The organism is Photorhabdus heterorhabditis, assembly GCF_018448905.1.
Taxonomy (GTDB): Bacteria; Pseudomonadota; Gammaproteobacteria; order Enterobacterales; family Enterobacteriaceae; genus Photorhabdus; species Photorhabdus heterorhabditis.
On sequence record NZ_RCWA01000033.1, the window covers coordinates 1 to 14,183 of the forward strand.

The window sequence follows — 14,183 nt, forward strand, 5'->3', positions numbered from 1 at the left end:
TATCAATGCGGCGCTCAACATCCGGCGCAAGGGCATACAGGAATTACAGGCGGCGGGACTCGTCGTTTCTGCCCATGGAGGCCAGCGTAAATCCGTCACACAGACGGTTGCGGCCTGAGAAGTGGGAAGACTCGCCGTTTACGGCGGGGAGCAGTCACAGGGCAGATTTTACCTCATTAACTACCTTTCAGCATGGCGGATTCAATTTTACGTTGATTAAATTGACGGTGCAGAGCATATAACGTGATCAAGCCAATAATCCCAAACAGGAACCAGGGCAATTGCGGAATATTCAATGCGTGGCCGGTATCATATAACCAACCACCGCCGGTATAACCCAAGGCACCACCCAATGCCAGACCAAGACGGCTAAACCCCATATAACTACCGCGCGCGCGGGGATCGGCCAGTGAGGCACTTAATGTTTCACGGGCCGGTTCAGCGGTGATGGTACCGAGATAGAACAGGCAAATAAGGCCAAACAAAGTATTTATTTCACCAATTAAGCCTATTGGAAACATACTCAAGCTCATTAGGAAAAGCCCGGCCATTAAACGCTGTTCTAGCCGGAATCGTTTTTCGCTCCAACGGGCGATCGGATACAGTAAAGTGAGCGATAAGGTGGCTTCAATTGCGTACATCCATTTCACCGCAGCGGGTGTCCCGGCGATTTCATTGACGATAATCGGGAACATCAGCATCACTTGTACAGACAGCATAAAGTAGCCAGTCAATGTTAGTACATAAGTGAAGAAACGGCGGTCTTTAATGACGCGCCCCATACCTTCCCAAATGGGAGTGCGGGTAGTAGAAATCCGGTAGGCAGGTAGGAACCCGGCATTCCAGATAGCAGCCAGGACGAAAACTCCGGCTCCTGTCCAGCAGACAAGCTGGAAGTCATATTGCAGCAACCAGCTGCCAATCAGCGCGCCGATAACCGCTCCAGCGCTGTCTTGCATCAACAGCAGCGAGAAGAAACGGCCACGCTCGTGCGGTCGGGTTAGTTTGATGACCAGTGCGGTTCGCGGAGGATCAAATAAGGTACCGCCCAGTGCGGATAATATGCAGGAAAGCCACAATATCCACGGTTCAGTGGCTAAGGCGATTAAAGCAAAGCCAAGAGCGCGTAACAGCATCCCGGTGACGATCATCGGCTTCGCGCCAAAACGGTCTGCAATTGCGCCCCCGAAAATGCCCAAACCTTGTTGCACAAACTGACGCAAACCAAGAGCAAAACCGACAACTAATGCAGCCCAACCGAGTTGCTCAACAAAATGTATTGATATTAAAGGAAAGACAACGAAGAAGCCCAGAACAACCAGTAAATTATCGAATAGCAGGAAGTATTTTCCCAGGCTACGTGCTTGCGAAACCAGTGACATTGCTCACCATTGGGGTATTGAGAAGAGAGGATAATATAGTTCTTCTATATTCTGTACTTAATTTAATTATTAGGATAGTGATTTATGGATAATATTTTTTTATCGTAAAGTGATGACTGGAAGGTGTGTTTTACGGGTAAGTGGTTTAAATTTTTAACGGATAAATTTGTATAGTTAGGGAGACATAATGTTTGGTTATCGTTCCACTTTACCGAAAGTTCGTCTGATAACAGATAGAATGGTGGTGCGTTTAGTGTATGAGCGGGATGCTTATCGTTTGGCGGAGTATTATTCAGAAAATGATGAATTTCTTAAACCTTGGGAACCGGGCAGAGATAAAAGCCATTGCCAACCTTCTGGTTGGATGAACCGGCTTAATTTAATTACAGAAATGCAAAGACAGAGCGCGGCTTTTCATTTTTTGCTGCTTGAACCGAATGAGAATGAAGTTATGGGGGTTGCAAACTTCAGTAACATATTGCGAGGTGCTTTCCATGCTTGTTATTTGGGATACTCTCTTGGTGAAAAATGGCAGGGAAAAGGGCTGATGTATGAAGCTTTACAGCCAGCTATTCGTTATATGCAACGTCAACAGGGGATACATCGGATTATGGCTAATTATATGCCAAATAATCATCGTAGTGGAAAATTGTTGGAACGATTAGGCTTTGAACGAGAAGGTTATGCCAGGAAATACCTGATGATCAATGGAGTCTGGCAGGATCATGTATTAACGGCATTGACGGATGAAAAATGGAGTGAAAAAAGTTGATGCTTAAGCTGTATTGTCACCAGATAAAGTGAAGCGGATTAGTAATGATGAATTAAATTACTGTTGAAAATCTGCCAGGTTCCCCGCACCTTATTTTTGACCCTTTTTTAAGAGGCGATTTTAATTTATTGATTTTCAATGGAATATTATTTCTCTTGTAAAAAAGGGTTTTTTCGTTGTTTTATTAAAATATACTTTAACTGTCAGTAAGTTAAGGTTAATATGCAACAGTGCACTGCCGTACAGGCAGCTTAGAAATGCATATAAATGGTATTCCAGAGCATGACGGCGTGCACTGCCGTACAGGCAGCTTAGAAATCCGATAGTCGATGTGACTAACTATGTGTTACGTGCACTGCCGTACAGGCAGCTTAGAAACCTCTGACCGTGAAGCGGTTATGTAAAGCGTTGTGCACTGCCGTACAGGCAGCTTAGAAAGGCAGGAAAATATTTACTCTCAGGTTCAAGCTGTGCACTGCCGTACAGGCAGCTTAGAAAGCTCTTCGGGTTCTGCTGCCAGATTTCGGCACGTGCACTGCCGTACAGGCAGCTTAGAAATCGGCCATCATTCTATGAGAAAGATGCTCATCGTGCACTGCCGTACAGGCAGCTTAGAAAGTCTTCTACAAAGCTCATCCAAGAGTTCTTACGTGCACTGCCGTACAGGCAGCTTAGAAAACATTGTGCTCGCCAAATTCAAATTGTTTTCGGTGCACTGCCGTACAGGCAGCTTAGAAACAGTCGCTGCAACGCTGGCAGGAAAAACACGCGTGCACTGCCGTACAGGCAGCTTAGAAACTTTACTGAATAACGCCACCGCGCCAAAACTGGGTGCACTGCCGTACAGGCAGCTTAGAAAATCAAGAGTAAATGCCGAATAGACGTCAATAGGTGCACTGCCGTACAGGCAGCTTAGAAAAATCTCGTCTTGTATCTTCTGACGAACTTCAAGTGCACTGCCGTACAGGCAGCTTAGAAAGAGGGTACGATGATCCCGGCAGGGACGATACTGTGCACTGCCGTACAGGCAGCTTAGAAAATTAATTCTGAGAAATTACTTTCAGATAACCAGTGCACTGCCGTACAGGCAGCTTAGAAAAGTAGTTATTGATGTGATTTGTATACTCAGCTGTGCACTGCCGTACAGGCAGCTTAGAAAGAAATCCCCCTCGAACATATCAAACGCGAGAAGTGCACTGCCGTACAGGCAGCTTAGAAATGCTTTATAGAAAAACAATCATCATTATTGAAGTGCACTGCCGTACAGGCAGCTTAGAAATAAAGATTACGATATGTTCATAGCTGAGGGTGGTGCACTGCCGTACAGGCAGCTTAGAAAATAAGGTTGAATAAAAACGCCTCCATATCTTGGTGCACTGCCGTACAGGCAGCTTAGAAAGATAGTCAATTTCAGCCCCGTCTGTCACCGTTGTGCACTGCCGTACAGGCAGCTTAGAAAATGACTAGCGAATTCGAAAACGGACGCAGAACGTGCACTGCCGTACAGGCAGCTTAGAAACAGAAGTTGGATTTAAGGTATATGCATCATACGTGCACTGCCGTACAGGCAGTTTATAAAAGTTAATGATTTATAGCGTAATGAGCTCTAGTGCATAAGCATGTGTTTATGTATACTCGCCGCGCTTATTAATAAAGTGGATGATTAGTCATGAATAATATTACCGCCTTGTCTTTGGCTGCTGTAATGTTTACTAGCGGTTGCGCTACGATTGTGGGGGATAAAACTCAGCATATTCAGGTTGATAGTAATCCATCAGGAGCCACATTCTCCATCAAAGATGAGTTAGGCAGGGTTGTTGCACAAGGGAAAACGCCTCAAGATGTGATTTTAGAGAAGTCCGACGGGAGTTATTTTGGTAAGAAAGGTTATCTGGTCTCTTTTACTAAAGAGAATTCTGAGTCTGTAACGTTACCAATTAAAGCGAGCGCTAATGGTTGGTATATTGGTGGTAATTTTATATTCGGTAGTTTAATTGGTTGGCTCTTATTTGATCCGTTTAATGGCGGGATGTATACGCTGCATCCAAAGGCAGTGATCGCTGAGCTACCTCAGACTCAGAAAGCAGTCAATGCAGAGGTAACTCAGAAACCAGTGAATGCTGGAACATCTCAGAATCAAGTAACAAATACGATTATTCTGATGTTAGACCCTAATAAGACGTTAGATCCTAATAAGATATCAGACCTTAATAAACAGGTAACCCGTTAGGTTAAGCCAGAATGTATTTGGCAGGTATATACCCGTCGTCTTTCAAGTTGCCTCTTTGTTGGCGGCACTCACTCACCCCGGTTACAGAGTTATCTATGCTCCCGGGGATTCGTTCTCTTGCCGTCGCGATCCATCTTGAAATCCATTGGGTATATGACAATAGGCCCTCTCATTTTTTGGGGGGGGTAATTGGTAGATTCAGACAATAAGTACAACATCGTTAATCCGAAAATAAATATGTCCGTGTTCCTTTAAATATTTCAATGAACATTTTATTATTATTGATTATGGATTTAATGAGTGCCGAGTTTCATTTCATAATGACTTGATGAGTTTTCATTTTTTGGATAATGTCAGTTAAATTGAAAATAAATATTTAGATGACTTGTTTTATGATTAATGGAATTTAATTTATATTCATGTCATTGTTTTATCATTTATTTACTATTCGCTCCAGCGATTATAAAAGTTTCTGATAAATCGACTTATTTTAATGTCTATTCAGTTCTACCCAAATCCGTGTTTTTGCTGCTATAAAAGGATGATGTTTGCGTCGAATCTGATTTGCTTTTTTTGTGTAAATTAATAATTCATTGATTTTATGATGAAATTAAGTATTTCTTAAAAGGATTTTTTCACTTTACAACCATTATATTCTTTGACAATCAGCAGGTTGAAGTTAATATCTAACGGTGTACTGCTATACAGACAGTTCGGAAATCAATTAACATGATTTTGAGATAAATACGATGAGTTTATTGAAGTCGCTGGCTGCGGTCAGCTCTATGACTATGTTTTCCCGGGTGCTGGGTTTTATCCGAGATGCCATTATTGCCCGTATATTTGGCGCGGGTGCGGCCCCGGATGCCTTTTTTGTTGCATTTAAATTACCTAATCTATTGCGCCGTATATTTGCAGAAGGGGCATTTTCTCAGGCATTTGTGCCTATTTTGGCAGAATATAAAAATCAACAGGGTGATGAAGCCACCCGGACGTTTATTGCCTATGTTTCCGGTATGCTGACGCTAATTCTGGCGGTTGTCACTGTGCTGGGTATTTTAGCAGCACCGTGGGTGATTTATATTACGGCTCCGGGTTTTACTGATACCCCGGATAAGTTTATTTTGACGACGAATCTGTTAAGAATTACTTTTCCCTATATTTTCCTAATATCACTGGCTTCGTTGGCAGGGGCAATATTAAATACTTGGAACCGGTTTTCTGTGCCCGCTTTCGTCCCGACGTTGCTTAATATCAGCATGATTATATTTGCGTTGTTTGTCGCACCTTATTGCAATCCACCCGTGATGGCGTTGGGTTGGGCGGTGGTTGTCGGCGGTGTTTTGCAACTCGTCTATCAACTTCCCCACCTGAAAAAAATAGGCATGCTGGTATTGCCGCGTGTTTCTTTCCGTAACAGCGGAGTATGGCGGGTGATGCGGCAGATGGGACCCGCGATTCTTGGGGTTTCAGTCAGCCAAATTTCATTAATTATCAATACAATTTTCGCCTCATTTCTGGTATCCGGCTCTGTGTCTTGGATGTATTATGCTGACCGTTTGATGGAATTACCTTCCGGTGTGTTAGGTGTTGCTCTCGGAACGATTCTTTTGCCTTCCCTAGCGAAAAGTTTTTCCAGCGGAAATCATGAGGAGTATACCAGGCTGATGGATTGGGGACTTCGGCTCTGTTTTCTATTGGCGTTACCCTGTGCTATTGCGTTGGGTATTCTCGCAAAACCTTTGACGGTTTCTCTTTTCCAATATGGTAATTTCACTGCATTTGATGCGGAAATGACCCAGAACGTATTGATTGCTTACTGTTTTGGATTGATGGGGATAATTATTGTCAAAGTGTTGGCACCGGGCTTCTATTCCCGTCAGGATATTAAAACTCCGGTAAAAATTGCGATTGCGACTTTGATTCTGACCCAATTAATGAACCTTGTTTTTATTGGTCCATTGAAACATGCCGGGTTGGCGCTTTCTATCGGTTTGGCCGCTTGTTTTAATGCCAGTATGCTTTATTGGCAATTACGTAAACAAAATATTTTTAAGCCATTAGCAGGTTGGGGCGTTTTCTTATTTAAACTGGTTGTGGCCATTGCGGTAATGATCGCCGTATTAGCGGTGATTTTATGGTTAATGCCAGCATGGGAGCAGGGAAATATGGCAATCCGTTTGTTGAGGTTAATGATGGTGGTAATCGCCGGAGCGGGTAGTTATTTTGCTGCATTAGCTTTGATGGGATTCCGGTTGAAAGATTTCGCTCAACGCGATTTGCAATAAGTTCAGGTAGCGCTAAGTAGACAACTTAAAATAAAAGGCGTGACAATACGATATACCTGTTATCTTTCAAGTTGCCTCTTTGTTGGCTGCGTTCACTTACCCCAGTCACAGAGTTATCTATACCCTTTATCTTTCAAGCTGTTGCTTTGTTGGCTACGTTCACTTACCCCAGTCACATAGTTATCTATGCTCCTGGGGATGCGTTCTCTTGCCGCCGCACTGCAACTTGAAATCTATTGGGTATAGGTGCCTGGGGATTCGCTCCCTGGCCGTCGCGATGCATCTTGAAATCTATTGGGTATATATCCCATATCACGCCAATTTCTTAGCAAAGCAATGATTGCTCTATTAATTACATCCGTTCTACTGTCTCTATGCCCAAAGTATTCAGACCTTGCTTTAATGTTTTAGCAGTCAATAGAGCCAGTTTCAGGCGGCTTTGACGTAATGCTTCACTTTCCGCATTGAGGATCTGGCAGTGTTCATAGAAGCCAGAGAACAGACCAGCCAGATCGTACAGGTAGGCACACATAACATGTGGCGTTCCTTCGCGGGCGACGGTGGTAATGGTTTCTTCAAATTGTAATAAACGGGTGGCTAACGCTTGTTCGCGATCTTCATTCAGGATAACGGGCAGTGTCAGGCTGCTTTCATCAATTTCAGCACGTTTGAAGATTGAAGCTACACGGGTGTAGGCATATTGCATATAAGGTGCAGTATTGCCTTCAAAGGCGAGCATATTATCCCAATCGAAGATGTAATCTGTGGTACGGCTCTTGGAAAGATCAGCATATTTCACCGCGCCGATACCCACAGCTTCAACGATTTCTTTTAGTTCATCTTCTGGCATATCCGGGTTCTTTTCACGGATAAGGGTATTGGCCCGTTCAATGGCTTCATCCAACAGATCAGTCAGTCTGACCGTACCACCGGCGCGGGTTTTAAATGGTTTGCCATCTTTGCCCAACATCATGCCGAACATATGGTGTTCCAGTGACACAGATTCTGGGATATAGCCTGCTTTACGGACAATAGCCCAGGCTTGCATCAAATGCTGATGTTGACGGGAGTCGATGTAGTAAAGAACGCGGTCAGCGTGCAGGGTTTCATAACGGTATTTTGCACAGGCGATATCCGTTGTGGTGTAAAGGTAACCACCATCTTTCTTCTGGATAATAACGCCCATCGGTTCACCTTCTTTATTTTTATATTCTTCAAGGTAAACCACGGTTGCACCATCACTTTCTACCGCCAGTCCTTTTTGTTTTAGATCAGCGACAATACCCGGCAGCAGATCGTTGTACAAACTTTCACCCATGACAGAGTCTTTAGTCAAAGTGACATTCAGACGATCATAGGTTTGCTGATTCTGGGCCATCGTGATGTCTACTAGCTTGCGCCACATGGTACGACAATATTCATCACCGCCTTGCAGTTTTACTACATAGCCACGGGCGCGAACCGCAAACTCTTCATCTTCATCGTAGTGCTTTTTCGCTTCACGGTAGAAAGCTTCGAGGTCGGAGAGCGCCATATCGCCAGCATTTTCGTTCTGCACTTTTTCCAGATAGGCAATCAGCATACCGAATTGGGTTCCCCAGTCACCAACGTGGTTAGCGCGGATAACCTTATGACCGAGGAATTCGAGCGTACGGACAGCGGCATCACCAATAATCGTGGAACGCAGATGACCCACATGCATCTGTTTAGCGACATTGGGAGCGGAATAATCGACAACGATAGTTTGTGGTTCGACCGGGGTAACGCCCAGTTTTTCATCTTTCAGTGCCGTTTCGATATTGGCTGCAATCCATGCTTTATCAAGAAAAATGTTGATAAAACCGGGGCCAGCGATTTCAACTTTACTGGCGATACCTTGCAGATCTAGCAGGTTAACAACTTTTTCTGCCAGTTGTCGGGGGGGCATACCCACTTTTTTCGCAGCGGCCATCACGCCATTGGCCTGATAGTCACCAAATTGTGCTTTCGCGGATTGGCGGATGTGAGCTTCGCTGTCGGTTGGAGCACCGGCTGCAATCAGCGCTTGGCTGACTTTTTCTGAAAGAATCGCCTGAATATTCACCTGGTTACCTTAAATTACGAACGAGAATAGGCATATTGTAGCAAACAATACCCTATACAAAATGATTCATAAGAAAAAACGGCAGGTTTTATACCATATTCAACATATGACGTTCCACTTTACTGTTGCTTTGTGCCAGTCGGTGAAGATAAAAAACGTATTTTATCGAAAAATTATGTGGCCGGAGTGAGTGCCGCCAATAAAGCAGCAGCTTGAAAGATGGAGGGTATATAATGCCGTAATGAATATACGGCATTGGGGAACCATTATGGGAGTATGGCAAACGAGCGAACCGGAAAACCAGAGGCTTTCTTAGGTTTGGCCACGATATTGAAAATGACGGCACCACGCACAGGTACCTGATCCAAATTAGCCAAAAGTTCTATCTGATAGGTATCTTGTTTTAACACATAATCTTCGCTTAGCAACGCATTATTCTTTCTAAAATCTTTAGCGGCGTCGGTATCAAATGTTTCATGCCCAACGGCTTTAATATGGCGTTCTTCAAATAAAAATTTGAGGGCGTCTATTCCCCAACCCGGTGTCTGGTTATTGCCAGAATCATCTTTATTTTCCATTTTTTCCTGAGATGGCCAACGTTTACTCCAGTCAGTTCTGAGAGCAAGGAAAGTCCCTGCTTCAATAATCCCGTATTCTTCTTCAAATTTAAGAATATCTGCTTTAGAAAGTGAAAAATTAGGGTCTTGTTTTGCTCTTTCTGATTGATCAAGTACGATTAAAGGTAAAACCAGCTCTTTTAATTCTAGCTCATCAGCATAACGGGTATTGGGAACAAAATGGCAGGGCGCATCAATGTGAGTCCCATATTGGCCGGGAAAAGAAAATTGCTGAGTAAAAAAGCCATCTTTATAATCAAAAAGAGTTTTAAATTCTGCTGAATCAAACATAAAAAAACGTGGAGAGTCTTTATCGAAGCTGTGTGTCAAATCGACCCATTTTTTCGATTTTAATAAAGTAAGTGCTTGTAAGATGTTATCTGACATAAAAACCTCATTTTTGATAATTATTGATCTTATTTTTACCACTATTACATGATTAATGCTGTAAGATTTGTTGCTGTAAATAGTGATATTCCTCATGTTTTATTCACTTTTATTGTTAAAATAATCAATATACGGTATAAACGAAATTTTTTTCATCATAGCTACTTTTTTTTAGGTAATTAAATCCCTTATAAACAAAAAATTATAAAATAAACAATAGAGAATAAGATAATTGATTCGCTCATGAGTTAAAATTCAAAATCCAATATAATAAAAAGATATATATTATGTGTTTTTGGGTATCGCTATTAATCTGATTTTTCCCCTATTTCATTGTTATTTAATGTTTTTTATTCTTAAATGAGTTTTATTGATTAAAATTGAAAATCTTTTGCAAATTATTTGTTGAAATTTTTAATAAAAAAGAAATCCATATAGTTTATGATTTAATTAATCCAAAACAGCTCACCAGCATTGACCTAAAAAGGAACTACATATGCTTTGGAAGAATACTTCTAACCAATTTGGTCATTTATCCGTCCTTTTACACTGGCTGGTTGCATTGGCTGTGTATGGCATGTTTGCACTAGGATTGTGGATGGTGACATTGGGATATTACGATACGTGGTATCACAAAGCACCTGAAATTCATAAAAGCATCGGAATAGTGCTACTGATAACGATGGTTGGGCGTGTTATCTGGCGTTTTGTATCACCACCACCAAAACCATTAGCCAGTTATAGCTGTTTGACTAGGGTCAGTGCTGTTTTAATGCATATTCTGTTGTACATCTTACTGTTTGGCATTTTAATTAGTGGTTATTTAATTTCGACCGCTGATGGACAACCGATTACTGTCTTTGATTGGTTTACTGTGCCAGCCACATTAATGGGTCAGGGCAAACAGGCAGATGCTGCTGGAATGATTCATCTTTACCTTGCCTGGACGGTGGTGATTTTATCGCTATTACATACTATTGCGGCGTTAAAACATCATCTTATTGATCGTGATGCAACCCTAAAGCGTATGCTGGGTTTCCGTTCTGAATAATACAAAAAATGCTTATGGAGAATAATATGTTGTTGAAGAAGACGTTACTTGGCCTGACTGCGGGTGCATTGTTACTGAATGCAAGTTCTGCATTAGCAGCCAATTATAAAATTGATATCCCAGGCCAGCACGCTTTTATTGAATTCCGCATTCAGCATTTGGGTTACAGCTGGTTATATGGGACATTTAAAGATTTTGATGGTTCTTTCACATTTGATGAGAAAAATCCGGCAGCGAATAAAGTTGATGTGACGATCAAAATAGCCAGTCTGGACACTAATCATGCTGAGCGTGATAAACATCTGCGTAGTAAAGATTACTTTAATACAGAGAAATACCCTGAAGCAAAATTCATTTCAACTGAAGTGAAAAAAGAAGGGGAGAAATATATTGTTACAGGTGATCTGACTTTAAACGGTGTGACAAAGCCAGTGGTACTGAATGCAAAACTGATGGGTGAAGGTAAAGATCCGTGGGGTGGTTACCGCGCAGGTTTTGAAGCTTATGGCAAAATCAAACTGAAAGACTTTAATTTCCAAAAAGATTTGGGGCCTAAATCACAGGAAGCGGATTTATTAATTTCTCTCGAAGGTGTTCGGGAGAAATAATATTCTGATGACTTAATTCGCTAGTGCAATTTATTAAGGGCTGCGCATTGCGTGGCCTGTTTTGTTGATAGGCAAAACTTTCTTTTCCGTTGATGTCGTGGATAATGGAATACATTAAAAATTGAGTTATAAAAAGCGAAAGGGGGGAATGCTTACTTTCAGGTGGCTTTATTCTGACATATATTACCAATAGACCAAATAGAATCTTTTTCTTTATCTGATGTGGATGCTTATATCGTTTGAAGAAAAACATAGTAAGCATCCATTTGTAGGAAACAGTAATAATAATGATGAGGCTGCTATTTAACGCGGACTTTTTCTTATCTGCCAAGTGAAATAATGTGATTTTTCACTTGGCGTTGTATTAAATAGAATGTTTATTATATTAGTAATACATATTCATATAATTTTTATATTATTTCCTTTAGAGGGGAATACCGAGATTCTATTATGACCTCGACTTGAAATTCACCTGAATTATCACCAAAAGTACCCGGTACGTCATTGAATAAAAGTATTAATTCTCCATCTACAGGAACTGTTTTATGAAGTACTCCGTTGTCAATTGCAAACTTCTTGTTGGCGATTTTAGCAACGAGAGTGACTATTGGTGACGGTTGTAGATTATTAGGTACAGAACCATCAGGTGCTGCCCATTCAAGATAATCACGGCCATATTTCACCCAGCCATGAGCAACGACAGAGATTATATCTCCTTGTTTGAGAATAAGTCCTGTGGGTTTACCGTTTTCAGCGTTAGCTGGAACACTTCCTGACCAATCAGACATAGTATTGCCTCAGAAATTATGTTTTATAGAAATAGTTTTGTCAAAGATGTTTACATATTTGACTAAAATGTAATTTATTTTCTTTATGGTTGGGTTTCAATGAGAAAATTAGTGTTTGTGATCTGTATCAATTACAATAATCTTTGTATCTACCGTTAATTTTAATATTGTGATTTTTTATTTTAAATAATTGTCCTGAATCGTTAGAATAAAAGAATAATATTCCTATTTTTAATTTCCTAATCTAATTATATTATAAAACCAGAATTCCCCTTAATTCCCCTTAATTCCCATTACGTGCGGAAATTGTGTAAAATAAAATGGTTATATACCCAATGGATTTCAAGATGGATCGCGACGGCAAGGGAGCGAATCCCCGGGAGCATAGATAACTATGTGACCGGGGTGAGAGAGTGCCGCCAACAAAGAGGCAACTTGAAAGATAACGGGTATAGTAACTTATTGATAGATAGTGTTTCTTGCAAGGTATCAAACCTTGTCCCAAGCGGGTTTTTTCGCTTAATTGCAGTTTTTTGTGAGTGAAATAGGGTAATGAGAATTCATGGAATTATTGAAAGAGTGATGGTGTTGGTACCATCGAATTTCAATTATTACCAATCGAGAGTATCATTTGAGGTTTGAAACGGCGGCAACCCTTTAAAATTCTTGGGCTGTTTGGGGCCAAGGGAAGGGACCAATCTATTGCATCTTAACTGGGATAATATGACACATTTTTCTTCCATTGTTGAATTACAGGATTTAGTGGCTGATCTGGCCATATTTGCGCAAAAATTGGCGCGGTTTAAACAGCGGCTTAATTTGAATGTTGAGCAATATCAAGCCGATCATATTTCTTTACGTTGTCATGACATATCTGTAGCGGAACGCTGGCGTAAAGGTTTTTTGCAATGTGGCAGTCTGATGTCGGAAAATATTATTAATGGGCGTTCGATTTACCTGTTTGATTTAGCGCAGCCAATCGCGGTGCTTAATTGGCAAATTGATTGTGTTGAATTGCCCTATCCGGGTAAGAAAATTTACCCGCATCAGGGCTGGGAACATGTAGAACTGGTGTTGCCTGTGGCTCCCGAAATATTATCAGCAACAGCAAAGGCGTTATTACCACAACCTTTGCCGACAGGTTTTTCTGTTAAACAGAGTCAGCCTAAAGGGGAGCAAGAACGGTTGCCTAATCCTACCTTAGCTATCACTGATGGCGAAATCACCGTCAAGTTTCACCCATTTACATTGCGTGAGATTGTTAAAAGTGAATTCCAGGCCACATGAATTAAAGTGATATTGTTATGTGAGGCTGGCAAGGAATTCTAGTGCCTGCGGGTGGCGCTCCACCATTTTAATCAGTAACACCGCTTGTTTATTTGGTTTGGCTCGTCCCTGCTCCCAGTTCTGATATGTTGTTTCACCAGTATGCAGGTACTGGGCAAAAACAGCCTGAGAAATATTCAGTTTACTCCGGATGGATTTCAACTCATCTGGATTGATGGTGATATCATTTTTTAACACTCTCTTGTGTGTTTTCAATGTGAGTTTGCCTTTATTAGCTTCCTCCCAAGCTTTCATTCCTTCATTGAGTTCTGCAAATAGATCACGGCTCATTTATGTCCCCTTTTTTCTCATTTCTAACATTTGACGTAAAGATTCGCGTTGCTCTTTAGTCAAATCTGACATTTCATCTTTATCGTAGATAGTGAAAAGCATGAATTGCGATTCAGATACCCACCAATAGTAAATTACCCGAATACCGCTCCGTTTTCCTTTTTTCCTTCGCGAATCAGTAAAACGTACTTTACGTAATCCGCCAGTGTGTTGGATAACGTCTCCTGCTGTTGGATCTTTCAACAGCATATTTTGGAAGGCTCGAAACTCCTCATCACTTAGGTAGTTATGGCGGTAACGTTCAAAGGGTGGTAGTTCAATAAATATCGCTTCCATCGTTTATCCATCTGTCCCCAACTT

At 41.5% G+C, this 14,183-nt stretch carries 11 protein-coding genes, 2 pseudogenes and 1 CRISPR repeat array; of the genes and pseudogenes, 7 read left to right on the forward strand and 6 right to left on the reverse strand.

Annotated features, from left to right (window positions below):
* Positions 1–118, forward strand: a pseudogene (locus tag EAE89_RS17450) (RNA-guided endonuclease InsQ/TnpB family protein); the annotation flags it as partial.
* A gap of 58 nt (positions 119–176) precedes the next feature.
* Here the strand turns inward: EAE89_RS17450 and mdtH are convergent.
* A complete protein-coding gene (gene mdtH / locus EAE89_RS17455) occupies positions 177–1,382 on the reverse strand; it encodes a multidrug efflux MFS transporter MdtH (RefSeq protein ID WP_054480926.1) in 1,206 nt (401 codons plus the stop codon).
* Between the two features lie 187 nt (positions 1,383–1,569).
* Here mdtH and rimJ point away from each other — a divergent pair, with 187 nt between their 5' ends.
* The 3 genes and pseudogenes from rimJ to murJ all read left to right on the forward strand — a co-directional run bounded on the left by rimJ (position 1,570) and on the right by murJ (position 6,672).
* Positions 1,570–2,154 carry a ribosomal protein S5-alanine N-acetyltransferase gene (gene rimJ, locus EAE89_RS17460; RefSeq protein ID WP_214086313.1) on the forward strand — a complete coding sequence of 195 codons (585 nt, stop codon included), beginning with the start codon at positions 1,570–1,572 and terminating at the stop codon, positions 2,152–2,154.
* Positions 2,155–2,384: 230 nt separating this feature from the next.
* Positions 2,385–3,733: direct repeats of the CRISPR family, unit length 28 nt; unit sequence GTGCACTGCCGTACAGGCAGCTTAGAAA.
* Between the two features lie 90 nt (positions 3,734–3,823).
* Positions 3,824–4,204: pseudogene (locus EAE89_RS17465) on the forward strand (hypothetical protein); the annotation flags it as partial.
* A gap of 929 nt (positions 4,205–5,133) precedes the next feature.
* Positions 5,134–6,672, forward strand: coding sequence for a murein biosynthesis integral membrane protein MurJ (gene murJ / locus EAE89_RS17470; protein WP_214086314.1), 1,539 nt, complete (start codon positions 5,134–5,136; stop codon positions 6,670–6,672).
* Positions 6,673–7,024: 352 nt separating this feature from the next.
* Here the strand turns inward: murJ and argS are convergent, their stop codons facing one another.
* Both argS and EAE89_RS17480 read right to left on the reverse strand, forming a co-directional pair.
* Positions 7,025–8,755, reverse strand: a complete 1,731-nt coding sequence (gene argS / locus EAE89_RS17475) for an arginine--tRNA ligase (RefSeq protein WP_214086315.1) — start codon at positions 8,753–8,755, stop codon at positions 7,025–7,027.
* 266 nt (positions 8,756–9,021) lie between these two features.
* Positions 9,022–9,759 carry a cyclase family protein gene (locus EAE89_RS17480; RefSeq protein ID WP_054480917.1) on the reverse strand — a complete coding sequence of 246 codons (738 nt, stop codon included), beginning with the start codon at positions 9,757–9,759 and terminating at the stop codon, positions 9,022–9,024.
* Between the two features lie 496 nt (positions 9,760–10,255).
* On the opposite strand from EAE89_RS17480, the gene EAE89_RS17485 reads away from it, so the two are divergent.
* Both EAE89_RS17485 and EAE89_RS17490 read left to right on the forward strand, forming a co-directional pair.
* Positions 10,256–10,810: a cytochrome b gene (locus EAE89_RS17485; RefSeq protein ID WP_149616902.1), complete on the forward strand. Its 555-nt coding sequence runs from the start codon at positions 10,256–10,258 to the stop codon at positions 10,808–10,810.
* A 29-nt stretch (positions 10,811–10,839) separates the two neighbouring features.
* Positions 10,840–11,418 carry a YceI family protein gene (locus EAE89_RS17490; RefSeq protein WP_214086322.1) on the forward strand — a complete coding sequence of 193 codons (579 nt, stop codon included), beginning with the start codon at positions 10,840–10,842 and terminating at the stop codon, positions 11,416–11,418.
* Positions 11,419–11,828: 410 nt separating this feature from the next.
* Here EAE89_RS17490 and EAE89_RS17495 read toward each other — a convergent pair whose 3' ends face one another.
* Positions 11,829–12,206, reverse strand: coding sequence for a LecA/PA-IL family lectin (locus EAE89_RS17495; RefSeq protein WP_214086316.1), 378 nt, complete (start codon positions 12,204–12,206; stop codon positions 11,829–11,831).
* A 723-nt stretch (positions 12,207–12,929) separates the two neighbouring features.
* Between EAE89_RS17495 and EAE89_RS17500 the strand changes: the two genes are divergently transcribed.
* Positions 12,930–13,493 carry a VOC family protein gene (locus EAE89_RS17500; RefSeq protein WP_214086317.1) on the forward strand — a complete coding sequence of 188 codons (564 nt, stop codon included), beginning with the start codon at positions 12,930–12,932 and terminating at the stop codon, positions 13,491–13,493.
* A 15-nt stretch (positions 13,494–13,508) separates the two neighbouring features.
* Here the strand turns inward: EAE89_RS17500 and EAE89_RS17505 are convergent, their stop codons facing one another.
* On the reverse strand, positions 13,509–13,823 hold the full coding sequence (locus EAE89_RS17505; RefSeq protein ID WP_036772775.1) for a helix-turn-helix domain-containing protein: 315 nt from the start codon (positions 13,821–13,823) through the stop codon (positions 13,509–13,511).
* Positions 13,824–14,159, reverse strand: a complete 336-nt coding sequence (locus tag EAE89_RS17510) for a toxin (protein ID WP_149616899.1) — start codon at positions 14,157–14,159, stop codon at positions 13,824–13,826.
* Positions 14,160–14,183: the final 24 nt, after the last annotated feature.